The 13,934-nt window shown below is 37.3% G+C and carries 9 protein-coding genes; 6 read left to right on the forward strand and 3 right to left on the reverse strand.

The features are described from left to right. Positions 1-28: 28 nt before the first annotated feature. Positions 29-1,012, reverse strand: coding sequence for a catalase family peroxidase (locus ABIB40_RS14960; RefSeq protein ID WP_354360193.1), 984 nt, complete (start codon positions 1,010-1,012; stop codon positions 29-31). A gap of 637 nt (positions 1,013-1,649) precedes the next feature. On the opposite strand from ABIB40_RS14960, the gene ABIB40_RS14965 reads away from it, so the two are divergent. From ABIB40_RS14965 to ABIB40_RS14990, 6 genes are all read left to right on the forward strand, one after another. Next, positions 1,650-3,863, forward strand: a complete 2,214-nt coding sequence (locus tag ABIB40_RS14965; RefSeq protein ID WP_354360194.1) for a tetratricopeptide repeat-containing sensor histidine kinase — start codon at positions 1,650-1,652, stop codon at positions 3,861-3,863. A 149-nt stretch (positions 3,864-4,012) separates the two neighbouring features. Further along, complete coding sequence (locus tag ABIB40_RS14970; protein WP_354360195.1) at positions 4,013-5,977, forward strand: sigma 54-interacting transcriptional regulator; 1,965 nt, start codon at positions 4,013-4,015, stop codon at positions 5,975-5,977. 236 nt (positions 5,978-6,213) lie between these two features. Next, entirely contained in the window at positions 6,214-7,098 is an 885-nt protein-coding gene (locus ABIB40_RS14975) for a helix-turn-helix domain-containing protein (RefSeq protein ID WP_354360196.1), read from the forward strand. Positions 7,099-7,179: 81 nt separating this feature from the next. Continuing rightward, positions 7,180-7,617, forward strand: a complete 438-nt coding sequence (locus ABIB40_RS14980) for a carboxymuconolactone decarboxylase family protein (RefSeq protein ID WP_354360197.1) — start codon at positions 7,180-7,182, stop codon at positions 7,615-7,617. A gap of 988 nt (positions 7,618-8,605) precedes the next feature. Further along, positions 8,606-9,157 (forward strand): Crp/Fnr family transcriptional regulator, encoded by a 552-nt coding sequence (locus ABIB40_RS14985; RefSeq protein WP_354360198.1) that lies wholly within the window; start codon positions 8,606-8,608, stop codon positions 9,155-9,157. A gap of 263 nt (positions 9,158-9,420) precedes the next feature. Next, the gene (locus ABIB40_RS14990; RefSeq protein ID WP_354360199.1) at positions 9,421-9,972 is read left to right on the forward strand and encodes a DUF1569 domain-containing protein; all 552 of its coding nucleotides are present in this window, start codon (positions 9,421-9,423) and stop codon (positions 9,970-9,972) included. Positions 9,973-10,271: 299 nt separating this feature from the next. Here ABIB40_RS14990 and ggt read toward each other — a convergent pair whose 3' ends face one another. Continuing rightward, positions 10,272-11,993 carry a gamma-glutamyltransferase gene (gene ggt, locus ABIB40_RS14995; RefSeq protein WP_354360200.1) on the reverse strand — a complete coding sequence of 574 codons (1,722 nt, stop codon included), beginning with the start codon at positions 11,991-11,993 and terminating at the stop codon, positions 10,272-10,274. Next, positions 11,965-13,740: an AMP-dependent synthetase/ligase gene (locus ABIB40_RS15000; RefSeq protein WP_354360201.1), complete on the reverse strand. Its 1,776-nt coding sequence runs from the start codon at positions 13,738-13,740 to the stop codon at positions 11,965-11,967. Before ABIB40_RS15000 ends, ggt begins: the two co-directional genes overlap by 29 nt. Positions 13,741-13,934 lie beyond the last annotated feature (194 nt).

Consider the following 13,934-nt stretch of genomic DNA (forward strand, 5'->3'; position numbering starts at 1 on the left):
TTCAATTAGACAAAGAGCTTTGGCTCCACTATTGTCTATGAGAAACAGATATCGGATAAGCCTTTGATCGAAAATCTAGCATTGGATCCTGTGTTTCAATTCCAGCAGGTAAGTTATTCGGAATAAAAAATAATTTTTTATCTTCCTCCATTGTGTTCTCGCTAACCTTCTCTATACTAATTGTCCCCAAAAGGATTTTTTTCCTGTTTTTTGGCCAAGCAACTGCCGGATCGTCTACATCATCGCCCGGTTCAGAGAGTTGTGCATACATGTTAAATTTGACTGGTGCCGATGACACTCGAGACTTGATCTCTTCCATTAGATAGTTGGATCCTTTGCTTTTCAATTCAGAAGCCGTTAGATAATGCAGACCAGCTTGGGGTATGAACTGATACCTTACGAATCTGGATTTACCCTCTTTATTGGTAAATTTGAACGCGTTAACCCCAAAATATGTTAATGTGGCAAAACTAGCAGGCGTATGTTGGGAAGTTAGGAACGTTTTGGCAATTGGGTGTGAATCCAGGTATACCTCAATCGGTGTTGGTTTGGGAGCTTGCGGGCCGCTTGCTCCAATTGCAAGCAATAACTTTTGAAATTCATCTGGATTTGAAGCTGGGAAACCGTCAAAACTATGTCCGACAATGTCAGTTGTGCTTCCGTCTGGAAGGAAGAATTTGATGGCGAAGCCCCTAGGATTAGCGTCTGTGATATTATCTGGTATTGTAGGAATACCGGTGAAATCTGAAAATCTGATAGTTACTTTACTAGTCTTTTTTTGCAGATGGGGAGCTTTTGTTATCGATGAAGCAGCGGGATTAGGGATAAAAGTTCCTTGTAGAATAATACCCTTGGCATGAACGGCTCTTGAGTGATTGTCTCCAAATGCAGTGTGAAGTGCATCTACTAAATCTTTTGGGCTCGCTTTAGTCTCAGTTGTTTGAGCGTTTGCATTAAGCATTGCTGCGAAAATTAAGGCAGCTGTAGCTATTGATTGTTTGAGTGATTTCATGTTTAGGAAATTTATTTTATGGATTGATTTATTAAGATCAAAGTTGCATGCCACTTTAGCTTTCTACAATGGATGAATCACAGATTTTGTTGTACATATCGAGTGACCGATAATAATATGAAAAATTCCTACATGGACAAGAAAGTGGATTTGTACAACATATTCGAGGAAATAGGCCTTTTTTAAATTGTTAAAAACCCATTATTTTGAGTGTTAATTTAAATACTAGTTAAATGCTATTAGCGAGCATGCGTTTATGCAAATTATAAAGGTGATGTGCGCTGGAGATTTCTAGAATCATTTTTGATAAATATTATCGACCATAGGGATTTCATAACTCACCTGACTTTCTATGATAAACGCAACCTCACGAAAGGGTGTCAAGAGATCTTGAGAGAAAAATGTTTTGCGCTAAAAATATTGTAATTTTAGAGTAATTACATAAATTTAATATCCGACCCAAAAAAGAAAAATTAAGTAGTAAATTGAAGAGATATTAGAACTTGCGAACTAGAATTTATGGTTTTGAGATCTCATAGTAGAGAATCGGTAGAAACGGAACTCGGACAAAAAAGTAACGAAAACGATGTTGAAGATATTTATAATGTTTACGTGTTTGTTTGCGTGTGTGTCTGCGATGGGTCAATCTTTAATAACCATTCAAAACAAGATTGTCGCTATTCCGTCTGACAGCACCGAATTAATAAGCCAACTAGATCTGGGCGACTATTACCTTCATAAACCAAACCAAAGTTACGCGGAGCTAGATAGTGCGATGAAATATATTTCTCGCGCTTTAAAATTAGCAAGATTGCTTGGAAGTTTAAAGTTTGAAAATAGGGCACTTTTAGCTGCTGGTGAAGCTTATTTTCAAAAAGGGGATGTAGAAAGAGGCGTGTCAAATTTCCAAGAATGCAGACTAAATTGTCGACGAGTAGGAGATTCTCAGTTCGAAGCCGAAATATGGAATAAAGAAGGTGTGCTATTTCCGCAGTCTGATGAAGTGGGAATCGCGCATAAGCTCGTGTGCTATAATAATGCACTAGAAATCTTTAAAGCGTTAAAGCATCCTATACAGGTTAATACAGTAATGCTGAATATTGCCAACTCCCACGTTGATCAAAAAAAATTTAATGTGGCAGAAAAGGAGCTCAAAGATATATTAGGAAGATTTAAAGACTTACAATATAAAAGAACATATTTGGCTTACGATGCATTGGCTAATATGTATGATTTTATTGGAAATAATGCAATGGAAGTTTTTTTTAGGTTAGAAGCGATTAAAGAAGTTGAGTTAACAGGCGATACTGCCACGACATCAGCCTATTATTTTAAATTAGGCGAAATCTACACCGTAATCGGCAAAAGAGAAGATGGTTTGATTTGGCTCGAAAAATCGATTGCCATCGATAAAGAATTTAACTATTATCATTATGCTGAGCTGATAAATTTTCTTATAGCGCTAGGCCATAAAAAAAAGGCGCTGGATGTTATTTCGATGATCATAAAGCACAGTCCTTCTAATAACGTTGGGGCTAACATAGAGATCTACCGCGCTTTCGGAAATGCTTATTTCGAAATGGGCAATCAGACCAAGGCTGAAATGTACTTTTTGAAAATGATGAATCAGGACTTGAGTGAAGCGAAGCGTTTAGATTTGGCCACATATGAACATCTATATTTGGTAACCAATAATGCCATTTCGGCTTTTTACTTGCATAGCCATCAATATGAAAAAGCGAAAAAATATTTAAATAATATGGTTGCTTTTTTTAAAGAATCTTCTGCTCCAGTACCTCCAATTTACCGGAGTAACACATACATTTGTTTGTCTATTGTAGAGGAATCCGAGCACCATTATAAACAATCGCTCGACTACTATAAGCTCCATAAGAATATTATTGATTCTATTTTTAATGTAACTAAAAATAGTCAGATAGAAGAGTTTAAAATAAAATATGAGACTGTCGCTAGGGATAAAGATATTAAGACATTGCAAAGTGACTCCAGAATACAGTCTGAAAACGTTAAAAATGCTGAGCTTCAACGTAATGTGACATTTGTTGGTGCTTCTATGCTTATTGTTATGTTTGGCATGGCCTATAATGGTTATCGAAATAAACGTAGGAGCAATTTCTACTTAAAAGAGATTCAAGCAGAATTAAATACTCAGAATGTAAAGTTATTGGAAGGACTGGATACACAAAAGAAACTTGTCGTCGAGAAGGAGTGGCTTGTAAAAGAAATACATCACAGGGTTAAAAACAACCTACAAATTGTTATTAGTTTGTTAAACACGCAATCAAAATATCTCGACAACGCAAAGGCCAAAGAGGCAATTGGCGAAAGCAAGCATCGAATGCAGGCAATGTCACTCATACATCAGAGGCTATATCAATCAGAAAATTCTACGACTGTAAATTTGAAGCAGTATATCCGGGAACTTATTGATTATTTAGATGCAAGTTTTATTACCGGAACTAAGCTTTTTTTCAATTTTGCCGTTGACAACATCGACTTGGATATTTCGCAGGCCATTCCAATTGGACTTATTTTAAATGAAGCGATTACCAATTCGATCAAATACGCATTTACTGAAACCGATTCTGGAACGATTGGCATTAGTATAACGCAAAATTTAGAAGATGAATTGACGCTCCATATCTATGACGATGGAAAAGGAATGCAGCAAAATTTTGATTCAGGTAACATCAAATCCATGGGGTTAAGGTTAATCAGCGGGTTGGTGAAACAAATTAATGGCAGCTACAAAATTGATAGTAACCCGGGTGTATCCATTAAAATCATATTTAAACGTATAAATGTGCGAAATGTACTTAATTTGGACTGATTGCTAGTTTTAATGACATTGCCGTGCAACTAGAAGATGTCCTGCCAATGTTGCTAGTGATCTTAAATCTAAAACTCTAACTTCTGGCAGTCATTCTTATGAGTTACAATACGTTGATCTAAAGTGGGAAAAACCAAGATTGAAAAAAAATGGAAAAGAAGATCCTAATCGTCGAAGACGAATTTATTGTGGCTGACGACTTGCAGCTTACACTACAGCAGGCAGGTTACCAGGTTTGTGGGATCGCGTCTTCCTTTAAGGAGGCAAAACTATTAATTGAGTCAACAAAACCAAGCCTTGTTCTTTTGGATATCCAACTAATGGGCGAAAAGAACGGAATCGACCTCGCACAAGAACTAAAGGTAAAAAATATTCCTTTCGTATTTCTCTCCGCAAATTCTAATCAGACAATTCTAGAAAAAGCAAAGTTGACCGAACCTTTTGGGTTTTTGGTAAAACCTTTTCGCGAAAAAGACCTATTGGTTGCCCTAGAGATTGCATTTTATAGATATGAACATAGTTTTGAATCTAAATGGAGACGAGAGCATGATATGCGAGTAGATCTTACTGATATCATATCAAGGAAAGAAAATCGGAGGGACAGGCTGGCATTAATGGCAAGGGCATTACAAAAGTACATTCCTTTCGATTGTATTACTGGAATTTTGAAAAATAAAGATAGTGGCGATTTAAGTTTTTTCGCACAACATAGAATTGGGTTTGATGATTATCAATACATCGGTATCAACGAACTTGTGGAAATGTCTGGAGAGAAATTATCACACCTGACAACTTTGTTAGGTACGGGATCTTCATCAGGGGATGTGGCATTTCAAAACGGCGATGAATTTCGAAAAATGCTTAAAAAAAATCCGATAAATGCATTGTTTGCCAAATTGTTCGGCTTTTCGTCAAACCTTGAATTAACTTTTAACGATTCTCACGGTGACATTTTTTCGCTAAATCTATTTCGACGTAAATTCAATGGCTTTGACCAAATCCAATTAGATTTGTTGTTAAGTTTACAGAGTACGTTAACTTTTATATTATCAGATATTTCGAATGAAGAAGTTTCTGCTAAAGTAACCGCTCTAATCCCCTACGGCAAAAATCAACCATCGAAAGAGCTATTCAAAGGAATTATTGGGAAAAGTTCTTCCTTATTGAATGTTATGGACTTAGTATGTCAAGTAGCTTGTCTGGATACTTCTGTCCTTTTACTAGGGGAAAGCGGTACTGGGAAGGAAAGAATTGCAGATTCAATACATCAACTATCTCTTAGAAAGAACAAGCAATTTATAAAGATAAATTGTGCTGCGCTCCCTTCAACATTGTTCGAAAGTGAACTTTTCGGCCATGAAAAAGGTGCTTTTACTGGCGCTATAGATAAAAGAATCGGGAAGTTTGAACTGGCCGAAGGTGGAACCATTTTCTTGGACGAAATTGGGGAAATGCCTCTAGAATTACAGGTAAAATTATTGAGGGTATTGCAAGAGCGGGAAATAGAGCGGATAGGTGGAAGACAACCAATTGAAATTGATGTACGTGTAATTGCAGCAACAAATCGTAACCTGGAATATGAGATGGCAGAGGGCAGGTTCAGGCTCGATCTTTACTACCGATTAAATGTTTTTCCAATTTACCTACCATCGCTGAGGGAACGCAAAGAAGATATTGAAGAATTAGCAGTTTTTTTTGTGAAAAAATTCTGCTCAAAATTCCAGAGACCAGTGCCAATCGTTTCTGAAATAATGCTTTCACAATTGAAAGCATACCATTGGCCTGGCAACATACGGGAGTTAGAAAATGTTATTGAACAAGCACTAGTTGTAAATGTTCCAGGAACAGATCTAGCACTAAGGCAGCCACTGCCAAGAGAACTAGTTAAGGCAGTTGAGAAGACTGAGCCCGAAGAATTTACTGCGGTTAAAACGATAGAAGAGATAAAAAAAATGCAGCGGAAAACGGAAATAGATTATATTACCGCTGTCCTTAAAGAAACGAATGGCCGTATTAGAGGGAAAAACGGAGCTGCAGAAATCCTTCAAGAGAAACCAACTACCTTAGAGTCAAGAATCAGCAAGCTTGGAATAAAGCGCGAAGACTTCTCATAAAGTTATACGATAATTTCGGAGTTGTAAATAAAAACTCCGAATCTTTAGTAGGTTGAATTCAGTTCAATTGATTTCTGAATAATATCATTTTAAATTAATGTGTTATCTATGAGCTAGTTGTGTTTTTTTCAAGCTCAATTATTACATAGTCTTCCTAACTGGTATGTGATTGGAATAAAGTTTTGTGAACCGGTCGTTAGATATTTATTTTCTAAGGCTACTAAATCAAAACTGAGATGAAATCACAGTACAGTCCAATTCAGGTTACTTTTCAAGAACAGCCAAAACAATTTTTATTCAATGTCGATACACTGGAAAGGGCTCGGGAACCTTTTGGCCTGATTAATTCTATGCAGTGTTGCAGCGACTATTTTGAGATTGTTTGGATCACAAAAGGTTGCGGTACCTTTTATGTTGATAGTCAGAATTTTAACTTCAATGAAAATAACGTATTCTGCGTGAAGGGTGGTAAGTCTTACCATTTCAAGTCTCAACAGAACATTTTCGGCTATAAAATCTCTTTTGCAGAGAAATTTCTAAATTTCGGCGAATTTGATCTTGCTTTTCAAAATAACTTATTTCAGATTTTTAGCAAGTTAGATGGCGTTTTGTTAATGTCGAACACCCTTGGTGACATGCGTGAGATCGTGGAAAAAATGATTAACGAGTTTAACAATTCGTACCTATTTAAGAATGAAGTTTTGAACAGATATTTAAAAATATTTTTGATTTATCTCACAAGGCAACTTGGACAACAGCATTTTCCGGTACAGCAGACGAGGAACATTGAGCTCTTTCAGAACTTTAGCAGACTTGTTGAACACAAATTTAGAGAACAAAAGACTGTTGAACGGTATGCACAGGAGCTATATATTTCCCCGAATTATTTAAACGAAATTGTCAAAAAAACGACTGGTAGTTCAGCGAGCAATCATATTAGACGAAGGGTTGTAAATGAGGCAAAAAAACTGGCATTAACCTCTGATCGAAATATGAAAGAGATTGCCTATTATCTGGGATTTGTCGATACTGGTCATTTCAGTAAGTTTTTTAAATCCACATCGGGCAGAAATTTCTCTGAGTTCAAAAAAGAAAGAACTACGATTCTAGTCGCTAGTTAAGGAACTATCGGTAAAAAAAACGAGCATTATTGTTTAATGCAACCTATTATGAATATTTAACAAAACTTAATAAATTTTAAAATGCAAGAAAGAATCAAAATTGGTTCGGTTAATCCCGAGGGTTACCGTTCATTATTAGCTGTAAAAAACTACATCCAAAAATCTGGAATCTCAGTCATTCACCTTAACCTAATTGAGATCCGGGCTTCGCAATTAAATGGGTGTAGCTTTTGCATCGACGTACATACAAAGGCTGCAAGAGCAACAGGCGAAGCAGAAAACCGCATATATCTACTTCAGCAGTGGCGGGAACTAGATCTGTTTAGCGAGGAAGAGAAAGCCATACTTTCGTTGACAGAACAAATTACGCAAATAGCCATGGGTGTTTCAGCCGAGGTTTATTCGAAGGCATTAAATCTATTGGGTGAAGAATATTTAAGTAAGATTATGTTAGCGATAATTTCAATAAATGCATGGAATCGGATTGGAGTTTCCACGCTTCTGAAGCCTGTCTATTGACAAAAGCCGGATATAGGTGGCTGATTTTTTCATTTTCGAATTCAAGGCTTTTCCGATGGTAGGGTAACCTTTCTCAACTGAGAATTTTTATCTCTCGACAATCAATATTATTTGATAAACGTAATTATTAATTCGCTCAAATACGAACATTTAAATAAATGGCAATGTAGAGAAATGGCATTTAGGGTTAACTTTTACCTATTTGAAAGCTCAACATCTATGACAAAAAATGTCGGGTCGATTTAAAAACCTTCCTCAGACTCATATTGTAGACTATGAAAAACATGCAGACCTCCTTGTGTACGTATTCAACTTATCTTATTTTGATATGCATTTTTGCGTTTTTTTCTATCCTACAGCACGATAACCAATTTCCGAAGTTTACGCCACTTATATTGATGATGAATCAGAGTGTCATAGCAGCTAAGACAATTTTATTTACAGCAATCATTTCACCAAAAAAAATATATCTTTTGCGCTTAGTTGTAGGTTACTTTTTATTAGACGCTATTTGGATCTCCGTTTCAATTTCTACGCATTTTTTTTTAGGGTTTTCCTATGAGGTATTCGTTGGTCAGTCGATTGTGGTTCTATTCTATCCGCTTCGAACTTTGGATTGATTCAAAAAATAGTTTTCTATGATTTTTTTATTGTCTGGGCATCATTTATGTTTCTTATGGCGATGCTAGGATTATTCTTGAACAAATAAATCATTATTTCCTTGATGAGGTTGTCAGAATTTTACCTAAAGACAAGTGGGCGTATGGATCAATTTTCTATTTATACATATGAATGCAAAAGAGCTGTAAATAGTAAAGTAAAATGCTGTAATAGAGTTTAGGTAATCGTACCCCGTAGTCATTCAATAGCCCAACGAACAAGTGGTATAAAAATGCAGTAGGTCTGCAAACTGTATCTGGACTGCTCAAATGACTATAGCAATAAAGAAGATGAAGGTACAATTTATAAGCGTTGAAAAGTTGACGTTATGGACGACACAGAAATCTTTAAAAACTTTGCAGAATATCTCCACGTTCAACATTCGCTTGAGTCGGACACCGTAAAATTGATTATAGATCATTCTAAAGTCGTTGTAATTCCTAAGGATAGCTTTCTATTAGGACAGGGGCAAATTTGTAAATATGTTTATTTTATATTCTCCGGAAAGGCGATTTCCTTTTTGACAGGATTGGATGGAAAGGCCAGTACATGGTTTTTTCACTTTAATGGGTGCAATAATTTTATCCAGAACGTATTTGCTGTCGATTATAAAAGTTTCTTATCTGAAGACATATCAGCAATTTCTATAAAGACCCTTTCCACGGTTGTCGCAATTCAGCTTTCAAAAAAAGATGTTAATCTCATGCTATCGCTCTCTGTAGCATTTGATAACTGGATAAGAACAATGGATGAAAAGATATTCATCCTTACTAAACGAAGAACCTTACCTATTTCACATGTTCTCAAGCTACTATATCGCGACTTATCTAGGGATAGCGCCCCAGTCTTTGAGCCGGATCCGAAAATTAACCATGCGTGATTCTTAAGAATGAAACCCTAAACGTCATTATTGTTTTGTTTGCAAAACTGCTAGCAGATATTCAAAGTTTTTTTTCCCTTTTATGGTCGCACTCCCTGTCTTGAATTGATCAAGTCATTCAGCATTTAGGATACTCCATTTGTTTTTTTAGTTATTGGTTAACATATGTGAATGCTTACTGAATGTATCCTCCTTAATTTTGGCGAGTACAAACATGACGACTATATCCATATTTAGTAGGATCCAATAATAAATTTACTACAATGATTCAAAGAAAATCTTTTTTTACCATCGAACTCTGGAATTCGTTTTTGGCCATGATTCGCTACTTTCCAAGGGTTTTCATAGCAAAACGTGTAAGGGGTAGAGATTTTTATTCGACCAATACATACCACAATTTTAAAAGAAGAGTTACAAGTCTTCGGCCATCGGAGCCTGCTTTATGGGGTAAGATGGACGTAGCGCAGATGCTTCTTCACATAAATCTATCCATGGGCAGCGGGCAAGGATATTACTTTTTGCCCGATGAAAGTAACTTTCTTTCTAAAACAATAATTAAGTGGATGATCATAGGTCTTTATTCCGAGCAGCCGAAAGGATTGCAGCTTCCTATAAGTATGGCTATCAAGTCAAATACATATTGTGATTTTGAATTTGAAAAAGAAAGGTTTTTAGAGATTCTGGAAAAAGCTACAATGTCTACTAATTTCGGAAAATGGACGCCTCATTCATATTTTGGAAAACTCTCTGCTAGCGAGTGGGGGAAACTATGTCTTGTCCATATCGACTATCATCTAAAACAGTTTGGCTGTTAAGGCTACTAGTAAACTGAGACATTTTTTCAGCCGTTTTAAAAAACTGATTTGGAGGCTGGTGTTAGGTTCGGATAAGAATATCTACTTGGAAAAATGGTGACCCAAAGAATAAAAAGCGAGCGGTAGTTCTTATAAAATCATTATCAAAAAACGGTCGTTTTTTGAGAATTGCATCGGCCGTCTATAACGGTACAATAACCAAGGATAATTGTAATGAAAACTTTAAGGGGTAATTCTCATCTTTGCTCCTTTCTTTTGGTTCACATCTTATATCTCACATCTCAAATTTAGTCTTTGCGCTAATACCCCGCCACTTTATCGTCACCTCTTGAATCTGCGCCACCCAAATATTTTCCCCGTGGTGTTCTCAAAATGGCGTCAACTCGCCCAATGTTGCCTGATTTGATGATTTTATAACCTTTTTCCTCGAGTTTTTTAACTTTTACACTATCAAGCGCAGTTTTCTCAACATCTACCTCATCCGGTAACCATTGGTGGTGAAACCTTTTAGCGTCTACAGCTTGTTGCATGGTCATATCAAAATCTATCACATTTAAAATGGTTTGAAATACAGAGGTTATAATCGTTGAGCCGCCCGGCGTACCAACCACCATAAAAAGTTTTCCGTCTTTTGCCAAAATGGTTGGTGTCATAGAACTAAGCATTCTTTTGTTAGCTGCTATTTCATTTGCTTTACCACCAATTAAGCCAAACATATTTGGTGCACCTGCTTTTACAGAAAAGTCGTCCATTTCGTCGTTCAGCAAAAATCCTGCACCTTTTACCACAATCAAAGATCCAAAAGAAGCATTTAGGGTTGTGGTAATGGCCACGGCGTTGCCGGCGCGATCTACTATAGAAAAATGTGTCGTCTCCAAATGTTCTGGAATATCAATTTCGCCAGCTTTAATGGAAGCGCTCGTGCTTGCAGAATCGAAACTGAAGCTTGCCATTCTAGCTTTGTTGTACGTTGGTTTCAAGAGTTCTGTTTGTGGAACGTTGTAAAAATCGGCGTCGCCCAAATGCGTTGCCCTATCTGCATAAGCCCTCCGTTCTGCCTCAACCATTACCTGAAAAGTAGAATCAGCGTTATGTCCCCATTTCTTAAACGGATAAGGTTCTACAGATTCTAGAAGCTGCATTAGAGCGATGCCACCGCTTGACGGTGGCGGCATGGTAATTACATCGTATCCTTTAAAAGTACCAGTAACAGGTTTGCGCCAAATTGCTCGATAATTCTTCAAGTCTTCGTGTGTAATGATTCCGTTTCCTGCTTTCATTTCAGCCACAATGGAGTCTGCCACAGCGCCCTCATAAAAACCTGATTTACCCTTTTGTTGAATAAATGTTAGCGTGTTGGCAAGTTGGGTTTGCACCAGCAAATCATTTTCTTGCCACGGGCCTGTAAGCTTAATTAGCGCTGTTCCATCCGGATTAAAGTGCATAAACCGTGGATGATTCGCATTTAATTGTGATGCTTGCCTTTTGGTGATGGGAAAACCGTTTTTGGCCAAATCTATAGCTGGTTGTAATAAGGCCGACCAAGATAATTTTCCGTATTTTTTATGGGCGGCTTCCATCCCCGCTACAGATCCTGGTACTCCAGATGCAATTTGTCCATGTAAACTTTTATCTACAATAGGATTGCCGAGACTGTCGAGGTACATATCTCTAGTTGCCGCCGATGGCGCTTTCTCTCTAAAATCTAAGCTGTTGGTTTCTCCAGAAGCAGCGCGATAAACCATAAAACCGCCGCCGCCAATATTGCCAGCATTAGGATAAACCACCGCTAGAGCAAATTGTACAGCCACAGCAGCATCTACCGCATTACCACCTTTTTTAAGAATGGATATGCCTACTTTTGATGCAATACCATTTGCAGAAACAACCATGCCATTCTTAAATTCGCCGCTATTGTTTTTTCCTAATTGGCCCGCCGCACACCCGGTAAGAATTAATATGAGGTAAAAGTTTATACAATGCCAAACAAACTTAGTGTTGGGGCTTAAAGCTTTCTGCATCGGTGTAGATTTTGTTAATTAAAACTTCGTTCTTTTCGTTGATCACTTTTCTTTTTAGACTCAACTTTGGGGTAAGTTCACCACCATCAATACTCCACTCTGTGGCAAGTAGCGCAAATCGTTTAACTCTTTCCCACTTGCCAAAGTCAGCTCCGAATCTATCTATTTCTTCTTGTATTTTCGTTTCAACGTTTGGGTTTTTAATTAGCTCTAGTTCGCTAGAATAGATTAAATTGTGCTTTGTAGCCCATTTTTTTAATATTCCAAAATTTGGAACAATAAGTGCACTTGGAAATTTTCGGTTTTCTCCAAGTACCATAATCTGTTCTATAAAACTAGACTCTTTGTATTTATTTTCGAGAATTTGCGGGGCAACATATTTTCCTCCGGCCGTTTTAAACATTTCCTTTTTCCGATCGGTTATTTTAAGAAACCTACCGTCTATTAGTTCTCCAATATCTCCGGTATGAAACCAGCCTTCCACATCGATCTCTTTGGCAGTTAAATCAGGTCGGTTGTAGTAACCCTTCATCACGTTATCGCCCCGAACTAGAATTTCGCCGTCTTCAGCAATCTTCAGTTCTGCACCTTTTATCAGTTCGCCCACGGTGCCAAACATAATCCCGGTAAGGTGATTTACGGTAATCACTGGAGAAGTTTCGGTAAGGCCATAGCCTTCGAATACCGACATTCCTGCGGCCCAAAATATTCTTGCTAAGCGTGAATTTAAGGCTGCTCCACCTGATATAATAACGCCAATATTGCCGCCAAGTGCAGCTTGCCATTTTTTAAATACAAGTTTTCTCGCAATGTTAAGTCTAAAGTTATACCAAGCACTTGAATTTAAATCGAAGTTTTCGGCAAGCTTTAAAGCCCAAAAGAAAATTTGCTTTTTCAAGCCTTTAAGTTCTTTCCCCTTTTCTAAAATCTTATCGTAAACTTTTTCTAGCAACCTAGGTACGGTAGAAAAAACCTGTGGTTTTACATGCTGTATATCTGCAACAATGGTTTCCATACTTTCTGCATAGTAAACATCTATTCGCACGTAGATGTACAAATAAATAATCATCCGTTCGAAAATGTGCGAAAGGGGTAAGAAACTCAGTCCCTTCTCAAGGTTTGGGGGAAGGATGATAGCAGAGTTTTTAAAATTAGAAACTAGGTTGTTGTGGGTTAACATCACTCCTTTAGGCGTTCCTGTTGTTCCAGAGGTGTATATAATGGTCAATAAATCGTCGGGGGTTATTGCTGCGTGATATTCTTCCAAATTAATTCCAGAGGACTTTTCTCCCTCCTCCAAAAGCGTGCTCCAGTGGTTTGCGTTTTGGAAACTATCGAAAGTGAATATTTTAATTTCAGGATTTACTTTTGCTACACAAGGTTGCAGCTTGGTGTACAACTCCTCGCTCGAAACAAAAATAATAGAGATTTCTGCATCCCGCAAAATAAACTCAATATCATGGCCAGATAGGGTAGGGTATAACGGAATTTGATAAGCGCCCAGTTGGTTGGCGGCAAAATCTGCAATGTTCCATTCGGGCCTGTTGTGAGACATAACCGCAACTCTGCCACCTTTGCCTATACCCATTTTAACTAATCCGCGTGATAGGTTGTCTACGGTCTTGCAAAAATAATCAGTAGAGTAATTTACCCATTTTCCGGCAACTTTTCCGCTCACAAATTCTGTTTTGGGTTTATCTAAACTGTATTTCAATAGGTCGAAAACCCTCGTTACATTTTTATCCATAATGGTTTTTATTGCGGTGTTAATATAGCGAATTTTGACCACATGTAAATATGTCTAGAATATTTTATGACAGAATATGATGTGGTGAGCTAAAGGATGTTTTTTCAGACAATGTTGACTGGAGAATAATTTATCAGCGTTCATGACAATATTATGGCATAAAAGTTGCTGTTGAGGTCGAAACTTAAATTTAA

The organism is Pedobacter sp. UYP30, from assembly GCF_040547165.1.
Lineage (GTDB): Bacteria > Bacteroidota > Bacteroidia > Sphingobacteriales > Sphingobacteriaceae > Pedobacter.